We start from the raw sequence: 21245 nt of genomic DNA, 5'->3' as shown, positions 1-21245 counted from the left end.
GGTTACTCCTCCTGGGTTCCCTGGCTCTGCGCCAGTTGTTGGCTTTTGACGACGAGCTTGACGAGTTCCGGTGCCGGCTGAAGCTGGAGCGGGGTGGTGCGCCACGGAAGGCCACACTTCCGGGCTTCGTCAACGGCTTCCATGAACAGCCGGAGCGCGGCTTCCGCATCGAGAACGATGTCTGACTGAATTTCACCGGGGCGGCCCAGCAGTTCCCACTTCAACGGCTCCTGCGGCCAGAGCAGGCAGCGGGAACGCAAATCCAGCCCGGCGTCGTCGGCCAGAATGGCCGCACAGAGGCCCAGCGCCGCCAGTACGGTCCACGCCGCTTCATCGGCCGCGCGGTTGTTCCGGCCATTGATGGGGAAGCGGAGCCGGCGCAGGGCCGGCAGCGACAGGACGATGCTCTGTTCGGCGTAGTCAATGGTGACGCCGCCGCCCAGGAATTCACCCTGCCGGTCACGTTCGGAGATGGTTGGGGTGACATTGCCGTGATTGGCTTCTGAAGGGCGTCCGGTTCCGGCGCGGCTGCTGCCTGAGGTTGACGGGCGCGTGACATTGCCGTGATTGGCTTCTGAAGGGCGTCCGGTATCGCCGAGCAGGACAGGCTTGCCCTTGTTGTCCTTGACGGCTTTCCCAGGGTCAAGCGTCCATCCGAGCGGTTCGGTGGGCGGCGTCCGGTACAGCGGCCCGGCCTTGAGCTGGATGCCCAGCGGGTCAATCCGGCTGCTGGTTTTCGCGCCCAGAACGGCGTTGATGCCCACAATCTCGCTCACCATGGCGCGTTCAAACTTGGCGCCGAGACCACCTTTGGGGCCGGTGGAATCCCACATGCCAAACAGAAGCGCTGTCGGGCACAGCTCGAACAAAGGCGTGGCATGGTGGGCTGCCGCTTCACGAAGCTGGCGTCCATAGGAGGATTCCTGCTTGACGTTGGACGAACGAAACGGTTTCCGCTGTTCTTGAATCACGACGCTGTCGCGCAGGATGGCATCCACGATGCGGTGTGGGGCCTGCAGGGACGACACCCTGCCGATGGGTTCCAGAAGCCGCATGTCTTCCGGCTGGCCATTGCCGGGGAAGTAGGGCGTGAAATCCACTTCGACCAGGGGAAGGGCAAGGCGGCCGTCATCCACGGCCTGCTGGAGTGCCTCTTCCATGCGGTTGGCCTGGGATTGCACGGAATCCATCAGGACGCAGCGTACCGGATGGTCGTAACCCGGCATCCGGCGTTCTTCGAGGGCGTAGCGTCCGCCTTCGTAGGTTGGGGGAAAGACCTTGGTGCCAGGGCCGCCAGCCGGTTGGAGACGAAGACGGCAGCGCAGGGCCGTCGCCGTGCGGACGGCCTGCTGGAGTTGCTGAAGTGAAAGTGACATAGCGTTGACCTCGCTGGGTTTGGATTCGGCTGCCGACAGCAGCCAGTCCGATATGGTAGGGACGACAGTGGACAAGAACGGGGCAACGTCCTAAGCTGTCCGCCACAGGTTCAAAGCATCAGCCGCAACGGTTGGGCGTACGCAAGGGCCACGCCCGTCAGGTGTGGCGCTGTGTGACAAAAACTTCCAGCCTGATGCGAGGAGTGAAGAAATCCGTTCATGCTCCCGGTTTCTCCGCAGGCGGACTCCAAACGCGGCAATCTGACGCGCCTGGCCATCGAGCTGCCCCTGCTGCTGGCCTCCGGCTCCAAATCCAAGACCGAACTGGCCAAACACTTCGGCTGTGACAAGAAAACCATCAAGCGGCTCGTAGATGAGCTTTCGTTTCACTACCGGATTACCGAGGAGAAACGGGGGCGGGAGGTGTTTTACGGTTTCGCTGATGGCTACACCTTCCGGCCGCCGGCGCTCAAGCCAGCGGAAGTGGCAGCGCTGTGGTTGGCGCAAAAGGCGGTGCTCATGGATGGCTCCTCGCCCCGCTGGCCGTTGAGTCAGGATGGACGGTCGCTGCTGGAAAAGCTCCGCGCCACTTTGCCCCCCGCCCTGGCCGCGCATCTCGGTGAGCTGGCCGCCGTTTACGGTACGGCACTCATTCCGGCCAAGGACTACACGCCCCACGTGGAGACGCTGAACCAGGTGCTTACCGCTGCCATCAGGAAACGGCGGATCGAGGTTGAATATGTCTCGCTCGGCAGCCAACACCCGAAAACCCGGCGCTATGACCCGTATGGGCTGTATTTCGATCCCAACGGCGGGACGCTCAAGACCTTTGGTTACGACAGCCGCCGGCGCGGCATTGTCACCCTGGCCGTTGACCACATGCGGCAGGTCACGCTGCTTGAGGAGCGGTTCACCCTGCCGCCGGATTTCACCAGCGTGCAGAGCTACCTGGAGCGATACCACTTCAACGGTTTTTTCGGGGAGCCGCTCCGGGTCCGGTTGCGGTTTTTCGGCGTCACATCCCAGGTGTTTCTGGAGCGCCAGCATCACGTCACGCAACGGATCGTGAGTTACACACCGGCCACCCGCGGCCGGCCGGAGACGGTTGACATCGAAATGACCGTGGCGCGGGGGCGCGGTCTGGAGCGGTTCATTCTGAGCTGGCTCCCGGAAGTCGAGGTTCTGGCGCCCGCCACGCTGCGCCGGCGCATCGAAGCCTGCCGTCTGGGCCGCGCGCGCGTGCTGCCGCCGTCAGCGTACCGCCCCCGCTGGCCAGTTGCGGTCAATGAACGGGCGTGACTGCACGATGTAGAGCTGCCCACGGTAGGTCAGCCACTCAATGTCCTGCTTCCGGCCGCCAAAGAGGCGCTCAATGGCCAGCGCCGCCTGCCCCAGCCGGCGGATCAGGTCGGCGGTGAGTACCGGTTGGTCGGGAACGCCGGCCACTTCCCTGACGCCGCCTTTTACGTCAAAGGTCAATATCGTTTCGTCATCCGCCCGGGTGAGAACAAGGGCTGCATCGCTTTGGGGACGGTAGATGATCTGCTCCGGGATGCGCCGGCCTTCAACAACCCGCAGTCCCAGACCCCGTTTGGCGTTGATGTAGATACCCTCGGCGTCGCGCCGGTCAAAGGGATTGGTCGTGACAAGCACGCCGGCGCTGTCGGCGTTGATGCCTTCCTGGATGAGCACCGCCGGATAGACGGCCAGATGGTCAATGCGCGCCGCTTCACGGGCTTCAAACGCCTCGAAGTTCCAGATTGAAGCCCAGACGGTCTTGATGGCCGTGATCAACGCCTCGTCGCCAATGATGTTGGGCACAGTGGTGTACAGCCCGGCGCCGCTGAAGTCGGGCAGGTCTTCGGCGTTGGTCGAGCTGCGGGCAAACAGCCCGCGTCCACGGTATTCCCGGTGAACCTTCGCCAGAACAGCGCGGCGCAATGCCCGGTCAAAAGGCGCGGCCACGATGAAGTCCCGCAGCTTCGCCAGCTCAACCTGCCGGGTTTGTGGGTCGTGGTGAAACTGCTCGTCGTTGAGCAGCGCCAGGACGCGCGCCTCGATGCCGTGCCGGTCGGCAAAGGCCTTGTAGTGGGCAAAGGGAATGGTGAAGCCACGCGGCACGATGATGCCGGGCAGACGCGCCTGGGCGACTTCGCCCAGATTGGCGGACTTGGCCCCAAACCGGACGACATCCCGCGCCCGTTGGCGGTGCAGGTCGGTCAACGCGCGCCAGCGCAGGTCAGCGCGTGGGAGGCGCAGTTCCCGGCTGAGTTCGCGTTCGCGTTCCGATTCGGTGATTTGTTCAGCCGGTTCGAGTGTGATGCCGTCATCCGTGACGACGAGCGTGACCCAGCGGTTGACGAGGCTCCGAAAGCGCACGTCGGCATCTTTGACGTAGGCGTTGGGAATGCCCCAGCCCTTGGCCAGCAGATTCAGGTGCGACAACGGCGCGCCCGGCTGCGTCACGAGGATGCCGCGCAGGGGCGTCGTCGAAAGGGGCGTTTCCTTGAAGATCACAATGTCTTCGCGCTCAAAGGGTTGCGCCGGCGGCAACTGCTCCACCAGCCGCAGCACACCCACGGCGCGGCCGGGATTGAGCGCCAGGAACGTCGTTTCCGGCAGTGTGGTCTCCGCCCGAACCCAGGGCAGGTCGGGAAGCTGCGCGGCAATTTCCTCGTGACGGCGGGCGTTGGCCTTGAAGGTCAACGGGGCAAAGCCGGTGGCCGTCAGGCGTTGGTGAGCTTCGGCCAGCAACGACGGCGTCAGCAGGTCACCTTCCCAGAACTCGTAGGTGAAACGTTCCAGCCGGGGTTGAAACGTCACCGTGCCGAGCAGGAACCGCCGGCGTTCGTTGGTGTAGTTGTGGCGCAGAAAGACATCGCCGGCATCGAGCGTCAGGTAGGTGGCGCGGGCAAAGTCGCTGTGAAACCGGAACCGGCGCGAGTTGGCGTAATAGACGCGCCCATCCGCGCGGTCAATGACGAACATGACAGCCGGAACGTCCAGCCCTCTGCCCTGGCGGGTCAGACGCGCCAGCCGGTCAAAGTCGGCGCGGGTCAGGCGGTTGACATAATCCGGGGCCGTCGGGTCATCGGCCGGAGCCGCCGCATCCACTGCCGCCGAAGGAACACTTTGCGCGCCGACAACCGACACACAAAACAGCAGTAACGCCAGGCTCCAGGCCAGGTGGCAACGGACAGCCCGGCAGAGGGCGCAAAACGCACGCATCAGATCACGTCTTCGGACGAAACACGGTAACGTGCTCAGGGTTGCCCGTGATGTAAGGTCCACCGATGAGATCAATGCAGTAGGGAATCGCCGGAAACACAGCAGCCAGGCACTCCCGGATGGATTTGGGCTTGCCGGGCAGGTTGACGATGAGACTGCGCCCCCGGATGCCGGCCGTCTGCCGCGAAAGAATTGCCGTCGGGACGTACTGAAGTGACACGGCGCGCATGAGTTCGCCGAAGCCGGGCAGCATTTTGTCGCAGACGGCTGCCGTGGCTTCCGGCGTCACATCGCGCGGGGCGGGACCCGTGCCGCCGGTGGTGACGACCAGGCAGCAGCCGTCTTCGTCTGTGAGCCGCCGGAGTTCGGCCTCGATAAGCGGCTGTTCATCGGGCACAAGGCGCATGAGGGGCGTCCAGTCGTTGGCGATGTACTCGCGCAGCACGGCCAGAATGGCCGGGCCGGATTCATCCTGATACACCCCCTGACTGGCGCGGTCAGAAATGGTCAGAATGCCGATGGTGATGGTTGAGAGTGTCATGGCGAGTAGCGAGTGGCGGGTAGTGAGTAGCGAGTGGTGAGTAGCGAGTGGTGAGTAGTGAATAGCGAATAGCGAATAGCGAATAGCGAGTGGCGAGTGGTGAGTGGCGAGTGGCGAAGTGTAGCGCCACGCCCAACAAACTGGCTTTGATGCCTGAAAAGAATGCTTTACAGTGAGCATCACTATCTGACTCTCTATCGAAAATTCTGATTCAGGATGGCGCTATGTTGAACCGACGACACATGCTTTACCTTGCGTTATGGTTGTTGGCGTTGCCGGGGCTGGCCGGCTTCAGTTTTGCCCAGGAGACAGCGCCGAATCCACCTTCATTTCCGCCGGTGATGCCCAGCCCGGCCGTGCGGGCCACCCAGGTCTATACAGCGCCAACTGGGGACTACGTGATTGGGCCGGGGGATGTCGTGGACATCAAGGTGTTCAAGCAGCCCGATCTGACGGGGCGCTTCCGGGTGGGCGACAGCGGCAGCGTCGAGCTGCTGTTCATTGGCAAACAGCAGTTGGCCGGGCTGACCGAGAGCGAAGCCGCCGATTTGCTGCGGCAGGAGTTGCGGAAGTATCTCCGGCAGCCGGAAGTCAGTGTTACGGTGACGGAATTCAACTCGCGGCTCGTGACCGTGATTGGCGCCGTCCGCACGCCGGGACGGCAGCCGCTGCGGCGCGCCATGCGCCTGCTCGATGTCATTGCCTTGGCAGGGGGGCTTGCCGAAGACTCCAGCCGCTTTGTCAATGTCATCCGCTACGTGTCAAAACCGGCGGAAGAAGCCCAGCCGGCACTGGGAGCCGCACCGACACCGGAGCCAGATGAGGATGTGCCACCGGATGTCGAAATTCTTTCCATCAACATTGATGACATCATCGCCGGCAATGCCAAAAACAACCTTCTGTTACAGCCGGGGGACATCATTTCCGTACCACGAGCCGATGTCGTCTATCTGGCCGGGAATGTGCGCAAGCCCGGTCCCATTACGGCACGCAACCCGATTACTGTCACGCAGGCGATTGCTATGGCCAGCGGGCTGGCCGAGGGAGCCAAACGCAATGACATTCGCCTCTACCGGACGGTTCCCGGCAAGCTGGAGCGTGAAGAAATCAAGATCAGCCTCGCCGCGATTCAGTCCGGGAAACAGAAAGACCTGGTGTTGCAGGCTAACGACGTGCTTTACGTGCCCCATTCCGAACTGCGGTCGGCTGGAACAACCGTGATGCGCAGCCTGCCTACACTTGTCACTTCAGCACTCATTCCCCTTCTGACGACCGCCATCATCCGGTAATCCGGGTTTCCGTAGGCGGGTTCCCGGCAGCCTGCGGCCATGCGCAACATCCACGACACCACCAACTTTCGGGCGCTCGACCCGGAGCTGATGCAGGACCTGCTGCGGGCGCAGGAGCAGGACACACCCGCACCGGGAAGCTGGCAGGTGTTGCGGCATCGCGCACTGGCGTGGCTGCTGGGAGCGGCCCTGCTGTCGAATGTCGGGACCTGGATGCAGAACACCGCCCAGGCGTGGTTCATCTATGAAACCACGCGCAGCGCCTGGTATCTGGGGCTGAATGCCTTTCTGATGTTGTCGCCGCTGTTTTTGCTGACCTTTCCCGGCGGCATGGTGGTGGATCGGTTCGAGCGGCGGCGGGTTTTTCTGCTGGCTTCCCTGTTGCAAATCCTCTGCACGGCCTGGGGGACGCTGCTGTTTGTGACCGGACAGCCAAAGGTCTGGTGGTTGCTGGCACTGTCGTTTGGAACCGGCATTGGGCAGGCCTTTGCCAATGTGGCCTATGTCTCCCTGCTGCCACGGCTGGTGCCCACCCGCGAAGTTCCCCAGGCGACGGCACTTAACTCGCTCCAGCTCAGTGTGGCGCGCATGGTTGGCCCGCTGGCGGCAGGCGGAGTTCTGCTGATGTTGGGGCCGGCCGCCTGCTACGCCGCCAACTGTCTGTCCTTTGTGCTGCTACTGGTAGTGGCCGGGCGTGTGCCGGAGCACCCGCCAGAAGCCCTGGCGATGGATGCCTTTGCCAGGATTACCCGTCCGCTGCGGCCGCTGGCCGAACTCAGCCTGTGGCAGGCGCTGGCCCAGGAAGCCCGGCAGGTGCGCCACTATCTGAAGCGGCGTCCGGGGCTCGTCGAAGTCTATGTCCTGTGCTTTGTGGCCACGTTCTTCGGAGGTTGTGTGCCGGTGCTGCTGCCCAGTCACGTACGGGAAGCCTGGAATGGCCCGGCGTGGCTCTACACCGTGCTGCTTGGGCTTTACGGACTGGGAACAGTGCTTGGCTCGCTCTACATTGCACAGCGTCCGAAACCGGTCGGCGGCGGACGGCGGGCACTCTTTCTGACGGGTGCGACGGGCACCGCACTGTGCATCTTTGCCCTGATGCCCTCGCCACACACCGGGGCGCTGGCCATCGTGGCTACTGGCGGAACGCTGATTGCCCTGCTGAGCCAACTGACGGCGCTCGTCCAGTTTGGTCTGGTGGACGAAGTGCGCGGGCGTGTGATGAGCCTCTTTCTGGTGACGTTCCAAGGAGGATACGCCTTGGGAGGACTGGCAGCGGGTGCCATCGCCAGCCGCCTTTCCACAACGATAACCATCCTGGCGTGTGGGGCCGCAGTGGGCGTCGCGGCGCTGGGCGGCTGGTGGCTGGATTCGCATCTCGGCAAAACCTAGCCGAAGTCCAACCGGGCCCGGTGGTGCCTTTCAGTCGTGGCACCCTACAGCTACAGCGCGCTCAGGTGCGCCTCAATCTGACAGCGGATGCGGTAGTAGTCTTCGAGCAGGCGATTGACACTCACCACAAAGGGAATCTGGGCAGCGGCGGCTTCCTCGATACGGGCTTCGAGCGCGGCCGCTTCCGGTGTGTTGGGAGCGGTTTTTTCTTCCAGCGCCATCAGCTCATAGACATTCTCCCCACGGGGATGGTGGTGGTAGCAGTGCGTCACGAAAGCCAAGGTCAAACCATCAGCGATCTGGCGCAGCAGGTCAGCATCCACCACGGCAAAATCGGAGAACAGAAACGAATCGGAAGGAACGCCAAGGGCGCGGGCCAACTCGTGGATACGGTTGACAAGCGATTCGTCAAGCGTGGCTGGCGGGGAGGTCCCAACGTCCGTCATGGCTGATTGGTGTCAATCATAAGCTTTTCAGACATGGCAAAGAGCAGCTTTTGCCGGGCGCTCACTCCATTGCGACGGGACGATTGCCAAAGAGCAACGGCCTGCGCGTACTGCTCCTGGACCTGTGGCGGCGTGCCTTCCTGCGCGAGTTGCTCGCCCAGGGCCCGAATCTGGCGCAGCGCCCGTTCCTGCTCCTGACGGGCATGGATGAGACGGCGCATCTGCATTGCCAGGTAGGCTTCAAGTTCGGCTGGTGACTGTGGGGCGACAGCGGATTCGTACACCTCATCGGCATACTGGGGCAACCCATTCTGATTTGGTTGTCCGGGGCGTTTTCCCTTGGAGCTTTTGGCAACATTGCCATTCTGGTTGTTGCCGTGATTACCACCTCGGCGTGATCTGCGGTGCTGCTTCATCGGCACAATGCCCTTCGTGTCGAATGTGGTGGGGGCGGCTGTGCGGCGGATGTCCGGTCAAAGGTTTCGCGCACAGCTTGGCAGCTTGCTTCAAGTTCAACTTCGCTAAGGACTTACCAAAGCTGAACAGGAAGCGCAGCATGCCGATTGTAACGGTTCCAGATTGCCTGTCAACTCACCGCCTGGCGGGTGGATGAAGCCAGGCCGGGCAATTCAAACGTTTGTTTGGAGAACGGTCTTGATGCCGCTCGTGACCTGATCCACGACCTTGCTCAGAATTTCGATGTTCTGAGTCAGTTGGTACATGCGTGCCTGCAAGCCGAGCAACTCTCCCTGCGACAGTTCCCGGTCGGAATTGAGTATCGTCTCAATCTGCATCCACTGATTTTCGACCTGTGAGAACCGCGCCAGCAGGTCTGGGGAGCGCCGGTCGGGAGCCATGCCGTGGATACCATCCCGCAGAGCAGAAATCCGCAGCCGCGCCTGGTCAAAGGAAATTCCAAAGTCGTTGGCGTTTGGGTTGGCTAAGCGTTGCATCAGGTCAGCACGGAGTTGCTCCAAGGTCAGGCCCGACGTACCGCTTCCCTGGTGGAGCACATCGGTCGGTTGCCCGGCTGTCTGCTGCATAATGGATTCAAAGGATTTGCCGCCAGTCGCGGGTGACTGTGCTCCGTGGGGATGGTTGGAAGTGCCCGGCGTGGGAACGCCGGGCGCAATGCCACCAATTTGTCCGCTCATAGATGTCTGTCCTTTCCTGCACCGCCAGTGCGATGCGGTTGTTCCTAGCCAACCGTGACCAAAACGTACTGGAACCGCTGCTGGTTGCCAAGCGAATCCCAGAAGCGGTTGAACTCACTCTGGGGCATGGTCTGGCATCCGGCCGAGTAGGTGTTGGTCGTGCCGCCACGGTGGAAGTACATCGTCTGTCCCTCAAAGCTGTTCCGGTTGCGATCGCGCTCGTCGAAGACACCGTCGTGGTTGGTGTCGCGCACGACCGGGCGGCTTGTCGTGGGCATCAGGATGTTGTTCCCGTCGGGTTGGGTCGGGCCGAAGTTGGGGCCGACATTGGCGCGCATGTACTCGTGCGTGCCATCCACCAGCCGGCCCAGGTCAAGCCAGCCATCCCGGTTGCTGTCCACGCCCATCGGGCGCCGTGTCCGTCCTGACCAGCCATCTTCGTACTGGCTGCTCGGTTCCGTGTTGGCGCGCAGTTCCGTCACCTGGAACTGACCGTTGGGCAGCTTGCGCAGGGTCACGATGCGGTCGTCATAGACGCCCTGCCCGCCATTAGCGCGGGTGTTGGTCTCCGTACGCAGCCCCAGAATCACGACCCGTCCGGCGGCCAGATCAGCCTTGGCCTGGGCGGAGCCGTGACGCTCAATGTAGTTGGCATACAGGGCGAACTTCTGGGCTGTGGTCATCCCTTCCGTGCGTGGCAATCCCCGGCCAGGAGGCACAGGCGAGCCGGAGGTCGGCGGGGTGGACGGGGCTGGTGTCGGCGCTGGCCGACTGCCATTCGTGCTGCCGCTGCCGGGAATCACAATGCGCTGGCCCGGATAGATGAGGTTGGGGTTGGTGATGCTGGGATTGGCGCGCTGAAGCGCCGCGACGGTCGTCCCGTACTGCTGGGCAATACCGGAGAGCGTGTCGCCGACCCGAACCCGGTGCTCCCGCGTGCCGGCCGCCGGCGGTGCCGAGGGCGCAGGTGCCGGGGTTGGCGCTGCCGGAGGCGGTGCCGGTGTGGCGTTGCCATTCCGCGCAATGGCGTCAAAGCGCGTCAGATTGTACTCGCGCATGAGACTGTGGAGCAGTTTGGTGTAGTTCGGGTCGGTGGCGTATCCGGCCTTGTGAATCTCCGCCGCAAAACGGAAGGCGTCGTTGGTGTGCCGCATAGCGGTGGCATAGCGTGGATTGCGGATGAAGAACTGGGCATGGTCGGCGAAGGACTCGGCGGCGGAGTTGTACTTGCGGAACTGGGCGTTGACATAGACCTCGCGGCCGTTGAAGACCTCGCGCGTCCGCATCGTGACGGACCCGGCGGGGCCCGTGCCCTTGATGCCGAAGTAGTTATTGGCTTGGCGGGTCAACTCCGAACGTCCCCAGCCGCTTTCGAGAATGGCCTGGGCAATCGTCACTGACGCTGGCACACCGGTTGTCCGCTGGCTGCGGATGGCATCGGCTGCAATCGAATCAATGAAAGCGTTGCCGGTCCGTGGAATCGTGCCAACCGGGGCGGTGGTATCCACTCGGGGTGGCGCAGGCGTGGTTGGCTGGGAGGGCGTGGGCGTCGGGCGCGAGGGCGCCGGACCGGGCTGGGCCGGGCTGGGCTGAGACGGATTGGGGCGCGCCGGAGCCGGAGTTGCTACCTGGCGGCCCGGCAGGTTGATGACCTGTCCGGGATAGATGAGGTTGGGATTCTGAATCTGCGTATTGGCCTTGATGAGCCGCGCCAGATCAATGCCGTTGCGGGCGGCAATTTCGGAAAGCGTATCGCCCCGGCGCACGACATACTGGCTGCCAGCCTGACTGCCGGCCTGGTTCGGCGCACTTGTGTTACGGGTCGTTGGAATCGTCAGCGTCTGTCCGGCGTAAATGAGGTTCGGATTTCTGATCTGGCGGTTGGCCTGCAGGAGCGCATCCACCGTTGTCCCATAACGCTGTGCAATGCCCGACAGGGTTTCCCCGCGCCGGATCAGGTGTTGGGTGCCGGTGGTTGGAGTCTGTGAAGAAGTCGCCGGTGTCCGTGTAACCCCGTTGAGCCGTGCCATCGCGTTCAAGTCTCCCATCCATCGTGGTGTGCCGACACTGTCGGTCCTCACTTCCGTTATCGGTTGGCAGCGTCCGATGTTGCGTCAGGGCAGCATGTTTTTGAGCCGGCCAGTTGCCAGCGAAATGTCTGCCCTGCCTGCTCAAAGTGTGCGCCACACGGAAGCCGCGCCGGTCAGGCTTCGGTGAGAACCACCAACCGCCGCAGGGCCAGGGCAAAGGGGCCGGCCTGTTTGCCGGCAATCATCAGGCCCACAGTCGTCGTGGCTTCCGTCCGCAGGGGCGGGGCCGGAACAGGGCGGCCACGAAACGTCGGCACAAAGTCAGTCGCGGCAAACCGGCAGGTCTGCCACGTGTTGGGCGCAGGCGTGAAGGTGGCCTGATAGGCCAGTCCGTCAAAATTGGCATCGGTGCGTACCACGAACCTGTAGGTTTTCCCGTCGCCCCTGACCTCGATGACAAACACCGCCTGGGGCGGCAGGCGCTGCGCGAGAGGAGCTGAGCGCACGGAAGCAAAGCCGCCATGGTTGGCGAGAGACACCACACCTTCAAAGACGGCAAAGCCGTGGTTCGTCGGGCGCAACTGCCCGGACGAACAGCCGCCCATGACCTGATCGCCAATGGCGTACCAGGCGGTGGCGGCCGTCGGGTCTGCAAAGTCGAACACCACCATCATCAGGAAGCTGGCACCAGCGGTTTGAAGGTGTTGTCGCTGGGACGAAACAGGATGTCGTGGCGCTTGCCCTGCGCATCCTTGCATGAGACGTTGTTTTTCTGGTCGCGGAACAGCTCGAAGAAGACCGTCACCAAGGCTTCCAGTCCGGTGAAGCCAGCAGGAGCCGGTGCTTCGATGTATATCCACGTCATATCCACCCGCTGCTCCATGCCGACCCACGCCATCCGCACCGGTGTGCCATCGGTACAGCGCAGTTTGAACCGTTCCCGCACATAAGCGCTGGCCAGCTCGGCGACATCCGGCGTCCGGTCGAGTTCAATGCGCCGCCGCGCCTGGCGGCTCAGGGCGTTTTCCAGATCATCACTGAAAACGCGCAGGGAAATCTCCAGCGAGCCGGTTTCCGCGTTGAACTCGATGGTCGTAAAACTGGCGTGAAATTTGTGCGCCGCCGCTGGCGCACCCAGGCCCGTGCCGGAAGCCAGCCACAAAGCCATCGTCAGAAATGCTCGTCGTGAGGTCATGATGTTTCCTGTCCCATTCCCGTCTGTAAAAACCGGCGGCCCGTTGTCGCCCGGTCAACGGTATGTTATTTCCCCTTTTCCAGACCTCTGTCCAGACGCAACTGCCGAGACTGACCGGCCGCGCCGGTTCATCCAGTGAGGCACACCGATGACCATTCCGCTTTCTGCCCTTGATGCTCCGCGTCCACCCCGGGCTGGTGAGGACTTGGATGCAGAGGCGCTGTTGGCCTGCCTGCAACCGCATCTCCCGGAACTTGCCCCGCCGCTCATCATCGAGCAGTTTCCGGCCGGGCACTCCAATCTGACCTACGCCCTGCGGAGCGGCGACCGGGAATATGTGCTGCGGCGTCCGCCCTTTGGCGCGGAACATATCAAGGCGGGACACGACATGCACCGCGAGTTTCGGGTGCTGTCGGGCCTGCACCGGGTCTATCCGCGCGTGCCACAGCCGCTGTGCTACATCCCGGCGGAAAGTTCGCCGTTGGGCGTCCCGTTTTACGTCATGACGCGCGTGCGGGGCGTCATTCTGCGCACCAGGGTCCCGGATGGAATCACACTCGACACCGAAACCATGCGCCGGCTTTCGACAAACTTCATTGACCATCTTGCCGAGCTGCATGCCGTGGATGTCGAAGCCGCCGGATTGCGCGATCTTTACCGGGGAGCCGGGTACGTCCGCCGTCAGGTCGAGGGCTGGGTCAAGCGGTATCGCGCTGCCCAGACCGATGACGTGCCGGCCATGGAACGGGTCATTGCCTGGGTGACGGCGCGCATTCCCGAAGACAGCGCCGCCACGCTCATTCACAACGATTACAAGTACGACAACGTCGTTCTCGACCCGGACGATCTGACCCGGATTCGCGCCGTGCTGGACTGGGAAATGGCTACGGTGGGCGATCCGCTGACGGACGTGGCCACAGCACTTGCCTACTGGGTGGAGCGGGATGATCCGCCGGAAGTCCACGCCATGAGTTTCGGGCTGACGGCGCTGCCCGGCAACCTGACCCGCGCCGAACTGCTGGCCCGCTACGCCGAAACCAGCCGCCGGGATGTCCGTGAAATGCGCTGGCACGAAGCCTTTGCGCTGTTCAAGGTGGCGGTCATCGTGCAGCAAATCTACTTCCGGTATGTGAAAGGCTTCACGCACGACGAGCGTTTTGCCCGCATGGGGGCTATGGCCCGCCTGTTTGCCGAACTGGCCCAACGCGCCATGGGATGACCGGTGGCAGGGGCGAACCGCCGTTCGCCCTGCACCATTATTCCTTTGAAGGCTTGCGGCGGGTGGCGACCCACGTGCCGGCGTAGCCCGAAATGTCGAACTCACCCTTCATCGTGTCGCCTTCGAGTTTGCCTTTGAACTCGAATTCCATGCCCTGGTAGTTGCCGGTCAACGTCACCTGCCCGTCGTCGTCCACAGTGATACCCGTGATGGACACGCCAATCTGGTCTTTGGACTCACAGATGAGTTTGCCTTGCTCGTCGCGCATGACCTTCAGCTCAACGGGAAAAATCCCCGCGCCGGTCACGGTGATTTCCATGTCATATTCGCCTTCGACGGCCGGAGCCTTCTTCGGTTCATCGGGCCCGTAGGCTGTGGCGGCCACGGGCAGCAGTCCAAGGACGACCCACAGGCAGAGTCCGTATCGCAGCCAGGCGTATCGCAGCCAGAGGTTTCGCATTGGATGGGAACACTCCTTTCGGATAACAAGTGTTTGACACGAGCCGTTTGAAGATGGGGTGCAGATTAGCACAGCCCGCCAGCGCAGCGCGTACGTCTTGGCACGGACGTTTCCTGGGACGCGCGCAACATGGCTGTACATCGAACGATAACCAAGGATAGGGCGCACTGTGCGTGAGCGCCGGAAACGTTGCAAAGCCCCCGCGTCGGCAGCGGTAAAGGGCAGACGGGGTTTTGAGTTTGGCTTGACGGGGAAGTGCCATGGCAAACGAGCAAAACATTCAGCGTACTGACTTGGCGCGGATACGGCCGGATGCCTTTCTGCGGCAACCGGCCGCTGCCACCCGTGCCACCGGTAAAACGGCCTTTGAAACCCGCCTGGAACAGGCTCTGGGCAACGACCCGGAGACGCAGCGCCGGACCCGTGAAGAACTCAAGACCATTGTCCTGGCGGTGCAGGCCGGCTTTACCGATCCGTGGCAGTTGACAGACCTGATCTTTCAGGCGCGCCATCCAGAGCTGATTGGCGCTGACCTGTCGCAGTCGCCGGAACTGCTCGATGAATGGAACGACATCAGCGCCCGGCTCGTGCAGCCTATGCTCAACGACCTGGCCGCCCTTCAGTCATCGGCTGCGCCGGGCCAGGCGCCAGGGGGACCCGACCGGCACTTCGTTGCGCCATCGTCTGACGATGCCGCGCCGCGTGGAGTGGGCAAAGACAAAATGGCCGCAGCCAGTGCGCTTGATCCCCTCATCGAGCAGGCCGTGGCCCTGTGTCCGGGATTGCCGCCACGGTTGCTCAAGAGTTTGCTCGTGCAGGAGTCGGGGCTGCGCACCGATGTCGTCAACCAGTATGGCTACGCCGGTATTGCCCAGATTGGCCGCCGTGAAGCCCGCGAACTGGGGTTGTCCGTAGGCGTTCCGGGAACGGAAAGCGACGAGCGGCTCAATCCGAGCCTGGCCATTCCGGCCGCTGCGCGGTTGCTGCACGTCAAGGCGCAGCGCCTGACGGAAATGGCCTTTTCGCGCTACGGCACGCCGCAGGGGGATGAGTACTGGAAGTTCGTCATGGGTGCGTACAACGGTGGAGAAGGAACGATTACCGTGGCGATGGGGCATGCCTACCGCGAGGGCCTTGCCCGCGCCCGCGAGGAAGGGCTGACCGGGCCGGAAGCCGTCGCGTTTGCCCGCGAATGGGCCACCAAGTGGGAACATCTGGCGCTTGGGGGCGAAACTGCGCCCTTGGCGTTGGCCGCTGCGCGCTACTTTCCTAAACTGGCGGCCCAGAAGTTTGTCGAAATCCGCAACTACCCAGAACAGATCGTCGCTCGGGCCGCGCGCCGCCGTACCGCCGCCGGGTGACGTGAGGTCACTCCCGTACGGTGGCGCGAAACGGCATGAGCGGAACGCAGCCATCTCCCAATGTCCAGCGGGATGCGCTCATCGAGCAGCATCTGCACTACGTGCGGACGATTGCCTACGACATTGTGCGGAAGTTGCCGCCCAGCGTCGAACTCGACGACCTGATTGCCTACGGCAACCTGGGACTGGTGCGCGCCGCTGAGAAATACAATCCGGCGCGGGGTGTGTCGTTTGTGACCTTTGCCCACTACTACATCAAGGGTGCCATCTGGGATGAAGTGCGCAAAATGGCCAACTTTGCCCGGGTGGATGGCGGGCGCGTGCGTGCCGAAGCCAATGCGACGGATTTTCTCCACAGTCTGGCCGAAGAGGAGTCCGGGCGTCCGTCCCATGGCACGACCCTCGACGACGACATTGCCGACGCGCAGGCGCAGCTTGAAAGTCTCATCCCGATTTACCTGCTGTCGCTCGATCACGAGGAACTCACGATTGCCGACGACCGGAGCCTGGATTTTGCCAGCGCCCTGGAACGGGATGACCTCATCGGCCGGATGATGCGCCTTGTGGCGCAACTGCCTGATGAAGACCGCGCCACCATCGAGGCTCTGTATTTCAAGGGGCGGAGCGCGGCGGATTACGCCGCTGAACTGGGGCTGTCACGGTCGTGGGGATCGCGCCTGCATGCGCGCGCCATCAAGCGCCTGCGCGAAGCCATGCAGCGCGAGGGGCTGCTCAGGCCGGACGAAGCCGGCTAGTTGCGGCTTCATCGGTTTGGGCTGGAGCGGCAGCCTGCCGGCCAGCGGGAAACTCAACTGTTACGGGCACCAACGTCACCACTATCTGCTATCAAGAATGTGCGCAAAAGTGCGCACGGTTCTCTTCCTGCCCCGACGTGTCCTGTTGACCACCGTCGTATCTGACAGGCGTGACTTTCCCGACTACGGCGGGGACGGTCCCCGCCGCAGCGCCGCCATTGCTGGACGGACTCGCCACGGGTAGGGCCGTTTCGGTTGCCAGCCGTTTCAGGTTCAGCGCCGCATTGAGGTCACGGTCATGGTGCGCACCACATTGAGCACACACCCATTTCTCTCAATGTCAGCGCCTCGTTCTTCCAGCCACAGATGGAGCACAGTCGGCTGCCTGGATACCAGCGATCAGCGATGGTAAGCTGAGTACCGTAGCGCCGGGCCTTGTATTCCAACGGCGAGCGTAACATCCCAAAACCCACGTCAGAGATGGCGCGAGCGAGCTTCTCGTTCTCCAGCATCCCCTTGACGTTTAAATCCTCGATCACCAACGCTTGGTTTTCGCGGCAGAGTCGAGTCGTGAGCTTGTGGGTGAAATCCGCTCGGATATTGGCCATGCGGGCATAGAGCCTTGCCAATGTCGCAGCGGACTTCTGCCGGTTGTTCGATACCGGCAGGCGCGTTCCTTCAGGCAGGCGGGCATGGCGTTCAAATCCTGCTGCCTTCCTGGCGGCTTCCAGCTTGCGGCTGAGACGTCGGCTACGGATTTCCAGACGGCGCAGCGCTGCTTTGAGCGGCTTTGGCGCCTCGATGACTTCACCGCTGGAGATCGTTGCGGCAGCCTTGATGCCCAGGTCGATGCCGTTGACCTCGTGCGACGTGCGACGCCGATAAAATTGCGCATCAGGCACCTCGACCTGTATGGCCACAAACCAACGATCCGCGGTGCGAGAAACCGTTGCGCCCAAAATCCTGCCCGCGAAGCGCAGCTCCTCGGTCATGGCGACTTCACCGATCCTGGGCAGACGGATCGTCTTGCCTTCCAGGGTGAACTTGTCGTTGGCAACATAAAAGCTGTCGCGGCAACGCCCCTTTTTCTTGAGCCGTGGCTCGTGCGCTTCTTTGCCCTCCTTGAGGGTTGGCGAAGAACCGTTCCCAGGCTTTGGCGAGATTCCTGAACGGCTGGGCGTGGGCATCCCGGTGAATGTCTTGCAACCAAGGCCGACCGTTCTCATCGAGCCACTGCGGGTCGGTGTACTTGATGGCGTTGAACTGTTTTTTGAGCGCCATGGCGTTTGGCCTGCCGCCTGCTGCGTATTGCCTGTTCCACTCATTGAGCGCCCAGTTCCAAACACGCCGCGCCGTGCCGCAGGCGCGCTTGAAGTAGTCCACTTGCTCAGGAGTCGGACAAAGAGCGATCTTGTGGGTCAGTTGCATTGTTGGGCCTTTTTGACGTCATTCGCATCCTGTTTCAGCGCTTCATCCAACTTCTTTCGATAGTTCCTCAAACCGTACAGCCGAGACGAAAAACAGCGCACGATGGTCATTAAGTCTTGCACCATTTCCTGTTCGGGAGACAGCCGTTCCTGGTTGAGGACCAGCACTTCGCAGCCATGGGTTTGGGCGTAATGTTCGAACCACTCAAAGCCGAAACGGGTGAGGCGGTCCCGGTGAGCGAGGATCAGCATCCTGACTTCCCGTCGCCCGATCTCGTCCATAAGGGCCAGAAACCGCTTGCGCCTGAAGTCCAGCCCGCTGCCCACTTCCTCGATAAACCCGACCCCCGCCAATCCCTTCGCCACCACGAACTCTTCCAGCACTTTGCGCTGATTCGCCAGGTCCGGCTTCTGCGCCGCACTCGATACCCGACAGTAGGCGACAAGCTTTGTTGGCGCGTGGTTGGCCTGCCGCAAACCGATGAACTCACGGATCCGCGTCTCAGTGTAGAGGCGGCGGTTGCTGTCCGTTCGGGCCACCGGAATCAGCCTTCCTTCGCGTTCCCAACGCTGCAACGTCTTGACCGGGACACCAGGGAGTTTTGCCGCCTTGCCTGTGCTTATAGTGCTTTCTATGAGCATTATTATACACTATCGCGTACTATACGGCAAGCTAGAGTCCGGCTCCCCCACGCTTCGGGGCTGAAGTTTGGCGTCTGGGCTGAAGTTTGGCGTCTGGTAAGTGATCCGCCCAGAGCAATAAGGATACCGGCGGGAAGGTGCAGTTTCAGCGGCAGGGCTGGCCGTGCCGTCCAGACTGCCGTTGTCGGCGTCCGGGTTTGCAACCAGCCGGGGCGTCCGGCCGGGAACAAGCCGGTCGGGGAGGTACCTGAGCATTTGGCTAGGCTGCCTGATTCACCTGTGCCTGTGCGGCAGCCTGCCGGACAGCATCCACAGCGCGCTCGCCGGTAGCGAGCAGGCTTTTCGCAATTTCACCCATCCACGTGCCGCCCACCCGCACTTTCAGCCCCATCGTCGGAAGCTTCGTCAGATAGACCGCACGCCGCATCGCCGCGCCAAGTGTGCCGCCGATGCACATCCCAAAGGCATCCACACCAGCTTCTCCGATACCCAGGGTGAGCATTTCACCCAGCCCGATGTAGATGTAGGGCAGCTTCACCCAGCCTTCGATGTCGGCGCGAATGTTCCAGGCAGCGATTTCTGACTGCCGGACGGCAACCTGAGCCGTGGCCGGCAATCCCTGCCCATCGTCGGTCGGAAAATGCGTGGCATCCCCCAGTGCATAGACGCCCCGCTGGCCCGGAACTTCAAGCTGCTGGGTGACCCGAATCCGCCCGTGCGCATCCTTCTCAACGGGAAGGGCCGTCAGAAGCGGATGCATCTCGATGCCGCCAGTCCAGGTGACAGTGGCCGCCGCCACCTGCTTGAGCGTGCCCTGCTTGTCGCAGCGGATTTCGACGCCTTCCGGGGTGACTTTGGTCACGCCCCAGTCCAGAACCAAGTTGACCCGCCGCCGCCGCAGCGCGTCGAGGGCAATCGGCTCCAGACGGTGGGCCACACCCCGCAGAATCCGCTCGTTGCGGTCAATGAGGTGGATTTCCATTTCCTGGCGGTCGAGTCCGTACGCCCGGGACTGCGCATCAAGGTAATCGGCCAGCTTGCAGCTTACTTCGACGCCGCAGGTGCCAGCGCCAACCACCAGAAAGTTCAACAGCGCCTTGCGCACCTTGGGATCAGTGGTCTGCCTGGCGCGGTCGAGCGTGTGGGCCAGGTGCTTCTGATAGGCCTGGACGTGTGCCAGGTCATAGAACGGCTGCGAGTATTTGTCAGCGCCCGGCACCTGCCGGAAGTTGGGGCGTCCCCCCAGCGCCAGCACGAGATAGTCGTACCGGTGCGTCGTGTCGCCAACCTGTACCTGGCGTTTTTCAAGGTCAATCCGCTCAATGACGCCCTGCACGAACCGCACCGGCCGGTTGCCGAGGATGTCGCGGTACAAGGGGGCAATCTCCCACACCTCAACTTCGCCGGTGAGAATTTCGTAGGCCATCGGCGTAAACAGAAACCGGTCGTTGCGGTCAACGAGCGTAATGCGTACGGGGCGCGTCCAGGGATAGTTCGACAACTGGAAGGCGGTGTTGAGGCCGGCAAAGCCACCGCCCAGAACCAGAATGTCAACCGGCGATGAGGTTGTATGCGGGGCAGTCATCGGTGGTGAACGTCCGTGTCAGAGAAGTTGGCGGGAGGACAGACGCATCCTATCCCACACCGGCGTTACTTGAGAATGAAAAAACGACACGGGTGTGTCACCCGTACAACGTTGCTTCCTAGCCGGCTTCCGATTCGACCGTCCGTGTGATCTGGGTCATCAGCACGGCGTTGTCGAGAGTCTGCTGCCCGGAAAACGTGAACGTCACCCGTGGCGACTGCAAGAGGTATTCGAGCGCCACAGAGCCCGCGAGTACACTGTCGCCGTTGGCCGCTTCGATTTCCGCTGCCGTCAGGTTGCCCTGCTCGAACACAGCCCGCCCAACCTCGCCCTGGGGGAAAATAACCGTCAGCAGTCCGCTCAGCGCCTGGCTGCGAATGACGTGAAGCGCCTGCTCGAAGGAAAACTGCCCCAGGTGGTTGGGGTTGACTTCGAGGGCTTCATCCACGAGCGGGGAACGGCGATTGGTCAGCAGGCGGTTGACCCGATAGACCAGCTCATCGAGACTGAACGGCTTGCCCAGAAAATCATTGGCCCCGGCAGACAGCCCCTGAAGGCGGGTCTCGATGTCCTGGTAGGCGCTGAGGAAAAGGAACGGTATGGCGGCCGTCCGCGGGTCGCTGCGCACGAGGTTGCACAGCTCGATGCCATCCAGGTGCGGCATGCTGATGTCACAGACCACCAAACTCAAAGGTCGCCGCGCCAAGCTGCTCAAGGGCATCACGCCCGTCTGCGGCCAGTGCAACCTGATGACCCTGTTTCTGCAGGGCCTGTCCAATGGACTGACGAATCAATGGCTCGTCGTCAACCACCAGTATCCAGGCGGAAGTCAGGGAAGCGGTCTCAGCCGGTGACACATACGGCAGGGTCATAAAACGGCATCCTTGCTGCGTGTGATGTGCATTTTCTAATACATTCCGGCTTCTCCTGACCAGCCGGAAGCTTTTGCTTGACTTGCCTTGGCGTGGCGCGCACAGTGCGGGGTATCCAGGTTCCATCAGCCGGTCTCCCACCAGCTTCGGACGCCACATGCTCAAATGGTGTTGAACATGGGCAGCGCCTTACGAAAAGCCACCGTGCAGGGGCATTCGGCTTCCGCCCATCCCCTGCGAAGGTCTCCCCGGCGTCGGTCCGAACGCCGTTGCCCA

The 21245-nt window shown here is 62.5% G+C and carries 22 protein-coding genes and 1 pseudogene; 6 read left to right on the top strand and 17 right to left on the bottom strand.

The genetic code is table 11. The annotated features are described in order from the left end of the window. Nucleotides 1-2: 2 nt before the first annotated feature. Nucleotides 3-1376 (bottom strand): type I-G CRISPR-associated RAMP protein Csb1/Cas7g, encoded by a 1374-nt coding sequence (cas7g, locus tag CABTHER_RS15055; RefSeq protein ID WP_014101546.1) that lies wholly within the window; start codon nucleotides 1374-1376, stop codon nucleotides 3-5. A gap of 219 nt (nucleotides 1377-1595) precedes the next feature. On the opposite strand from cas7g, the gene CABTHER_RS16375 reads away from it, so the two are divergent. Continuing rightward, on the top strand, nucleotides 1596-2675 hold the full coding sequence (locus CABTHER_RS16375; protein ID WP_014101545.1) for a helix-turn-helix transcriptional regulator: 1080 nt from the start codon (nucleotides 1596-1598) through the stop codon (nucleotides 2673-2675). On the opposite strand, the gene CABTHER_RS15045 is transcribed toward CABTHER_RS16375, so the two are convergent. Both CABTHER_RS15045 and mog read right to left on the bottom strand, forming a co-directional pair. Continuing rightward, nucleotides 2628-4604: a PEP/pyruvate-binding domain-containing protein gene (locus CABTHER_RS15045; RefSeq protein WP_014101544.1), complete on the bottom strand. Its 1977-nt coding sequence runs from the start codon at nucleotides 4602-4604 to the stop codon at nucleotides 2628-2630. The two genes, CABTHER_RS16375 and CABTHER_RS15045, sit on opposite strands and share 48 nt — an antisense overlap. A gap of 4 nt (nucleotides 4605-4608) precedes the next feature. After that, nucleotides 4609-5145: a molybdopterin adenylyltransferase gene (mog, locus tag CABTHER_RS15040; protein ID WP_014101543.1), complete on the bottom strand. Its 537-nt coding sequence runs from the start codon at nucleotides 5143-5145 to the stop codon at nucleotides 4609-4611. A 224-nt stretch (nucleotides 5146-5369) separates the two neighbouring features. On the opposite strand from mog, the gene CABTHER_RS15035 reads away from it, so the two are divergent. Beyond that, the gene (locus tag CABTHER_RS15035; RefSeq protein ID WP_081464993.1) at nucleotides 5370-6434 is read left to right on the top strand and encodes a polysaccharide biosynthesis/export family protein; all 1065 of its coding nucleotides are present in this window, start codon (nucleotides 5370-5372) and stop codon (nucleotides 6432-6434) included. Between the two features lie 39 nt (nucleotides 6435-6473). Further along, nucleotides 6474-7823 carry an MFS transporter gene (locus CABTHER_RS15030; RefSeq protein ID WP_014101541.1) on the top strand — a complete coding sequence of 450 codons (1350 nt, stop codon included), beginning with the start codon at nucleotides 6474-6476 and terminating at the stop codon, nucleotides 7821-7823. A 50-nt stretch (nucleotides 7824-7873) separates the two neighbouring features. Here CABTHER_RS15030 and CABTHER_RS15025 read toward each other — a convergent pair whose 3' ends face one another. From CABTHER_RS15025 to CABTHER_RS15000, 6 genes are all read right to left on the bottom strand, one after another. Beyond that, on the bottom strand, nucleotides 7874-8269 hold the full coding sequence (locus CABTHER_RS15025) for a hypothetical protein (protein ID WP_014101540.1): 396 nt from the start codon (nucleotides 8267-8269) through the stop codon (nucleotides 7874-7876). Next, entirely contained in the window at nucleotides 8266-8685 is a 420-nt protein-coding gene (locus tag CABTHER_RS15020) for a hypothetical protein (RefSeq protein ID WP_014101539.1), read from the bottom strand. Before CABTHER_RS15020 ends, CABTHER_RS15025 begins: the two co-directional genes overlap by 4 nt. A 213-nt stretch (nucleotides 8686-8898) precedes the next feature. Next, nucleotides 8899-9423 (bottom strand): hypothetical protein, encoded by a 525-nt coding sequence (locus tag CABTHER_RS15015; protein WP_014101538.1) that lies wholly within the window; start codon nucleotides 9421-9423, stop codon nucleotides 8899-8901. Nucleotides 9424-9467: 44 nt separating this feature from the next. Beyond that, entirely contained in the window at nucleotides 9468-11453 is a 1986-nt protein-coding gene (locus CABTHER_RS16370) for a LysM peptidoglycan-binding domain-containing protein (RefSeq protein WP_014101537.1), read from the bottom strand. A gap of 173 nt (nucleotides 11454-11626) precedes the next feature. Next, complete coding sequence (locus CABTHER_RS15005) at nucleotides 11627-12118, bottom strand: CIA30 family protein (RefSeq protein ID WP_455423204.1); 492 nt, start codon at nucleotides 12116-12118, stop codon at nucleotides 11627-11629. Between the two features lie 8 nt (nucleotides 12119-12126). Beyond that, nucleotides 12127-12648: a DUF6702 family protein gene (locus CABTHER_RS15000; protein WP_148264140.1), complete on the bottom strand. Its 522-nt coding sequence runs from the start codon at nucleotides 12646-12648 to the stop codon at nucleotides 12127-12129. Nucleotides 12649-12796: 148 nt separating this feature from the next. Here CABTHER_RS15000 and CABTHER_RS14995 point away from each other — a divergent pair, with 148 nt between their 5' ends. Beyond that, on the top strand, nucleotides 12797-13867 hold the full coding sequence (locus CABTHER_RS14995) for a phosphotransferase family protein (protein ID WP_014101534.1): 1071 nt from the start codon (nucleotides 12797-12799) through the stop codon (nucleotides 13865-13867). A gap of 37 nt (nucleotides 13868-13904) precedes the next feature. On the opposite strand, the gene CABTHER_RS14990 is transcribed toward CABTHER_RS14995, so the two are convergent. After that, a complete protein-coding gene (locus CABTHER_RS14990) occupies nucleotides 13905-14327 on the bottom strand; it encodes a hypothetical protein (protein ID WP_014101533.1) in 423 nt (140 codons plus the stop codon). A gap of 260 nt (nucleotides 14328-14587) precedes the next feature. On the opposite strand from CABTHER_RS14990, the gene CABTHER_RS16365 reads away from it, so the two are divergent. Together CABTHER_RS16365 and CABTHER_RS14980 are read left to right on the top strand one after the other, a co-directional pair. Further along, complete coding sequence (locus CABTHER_RS16365) at nucleotides 14588-15688, top strand: transglycosylase SLT domain-containing protein (protein ID WP_014101532.1); 1101 nt, start codon at nucleotides 14588-14590, stop codon at nucleotides 15686-15688. Nucleotides 15689-15723: 35 nt separating this feature from the next. Beyond that, complete coding sequence (locus CABTHER_RS14980) at nucleotides 15724-16443, top strand: sigma-70 family RNA polymerase sigma factor (RefSeq protein WP_014101531.1); 720 nt, start codon at nucleotides 15724-15726, stop codon at nucleotides 16441-16443. Nucleotides 16444-16534: 91 nt separating this feature from the next. On the opposite strand, the gene CABTHER_RS18015 is transcribed toward CABTHER_RS14980, so the two are convergent. The 7 genes and pseudogenes from CABTHER_RS18015 to CABTHER_RS17655 all read right to left on the bottom strand — a co-directional run bounded on the left by CABTHER_RS18015 (nucleotide 16535) and on the right by CABTHER_RS17655 (nucleotide 20969). After that, a complete protein-coding gene (locus tag CABTHER_RS18015; RefSeq protein ID WP_455423203.1) occupies nucleotides 16535-16768 on the bottom strand; it encodes a hypothetical protein in 234 nt (77 codons plus the stop codon). After that, nucleotides 16740-17669 (bottom strand): RNA-guided endonuclease InsQ/TnpB family protein, encoded by a 930-nt coding sequence (locus tag CABTHER_RS14975; protein WP_014101530.1) that lies wholly within the window; start codon nucleotides 17667-17669, stop codon nucleotides 16740-16742. Before CABTHER_RS14975 ends, CABTHER_RS18015 begins: the two co-directional genes overlap by 29 nt. 127 nt (nucleotides 17670-17796) lie before the next feature. Then, nucleotides 17797-17871, bottom strand: a pseudogene (locus CABTHER_RS18010) (helix-turn-helix domain-containing protein); the annotation flags it as partial. Next, on the bottom strand, nucleotides 17862-18512 hold the full coding sequence (locus CABTHER_RS14970; RefSeq protein WP_014101529.1) for an IS607 family transposase: 651 nt from the start codon (nucleotides 18510-18512) through the stop codon (nucleotides 17862-17864). The pseudogene CABTHER_RS18010 and the gene CABTHER_RS14970, both read right to left, overlap by 10 nt. Before the next feature lie 259 nt (nucleotides 18513-18771). After that, nucleotides 18772-20097, bottom strand: a complete 1326-nt coding sequence (locus CABTHER_RS14965) for an NAD(P)/FAD-dependent oxidoreductase (RefSeq protein ID WP_014101528.1) — start codon at nucleotides 20095-20097, stop codon at nucleotides 18772-18774. A 118-nt stretch (nucleotides 20098-20215) separates the two neighbouring features. Continuing rightward, on the bottom strand, nucleotides 20216-20818 hold the full coding sequence (locus CABTHER_RS14960; RefSeq protein ID WP_081464991.1) for a response regulator: 603 nt from the start codon (nucleotides 20816-20818) through the stop codon (nucleotides 20216-20218). Then, nucleotides 20769-20969, bottom strand: coding sequence for a response regulator (locus CABTHER_RS17655; protein WP_187288460.1), 201 nt, complete (start codon nucleotides 20967-20969; stop codon nucleotides 20769-20771). Before CABTHER_RS17655 ends, CABTHER_RS14960 begins: the two co-directional genes overlap by 50 nt. Nucleotides 20970-21245: the final 276 nt, after the last annotated feature.

This window comes from Chloracidobacterium thermophilum B (assembly GCF_000226295.1).
In the GTDB taxonomy this organism is placed as follows: Bacteria; Acidobacteriota; Blastocatellia; order Chloracidobacteriales; family Chloracidobacteriaceae; genus Chloracidobacterium; species Chloracidobacterium thermophilum.
Note: the sequence above shows the minus strand (reverse complement) of the source record. Positions and strands in the feature narration are given on the sequence as shown.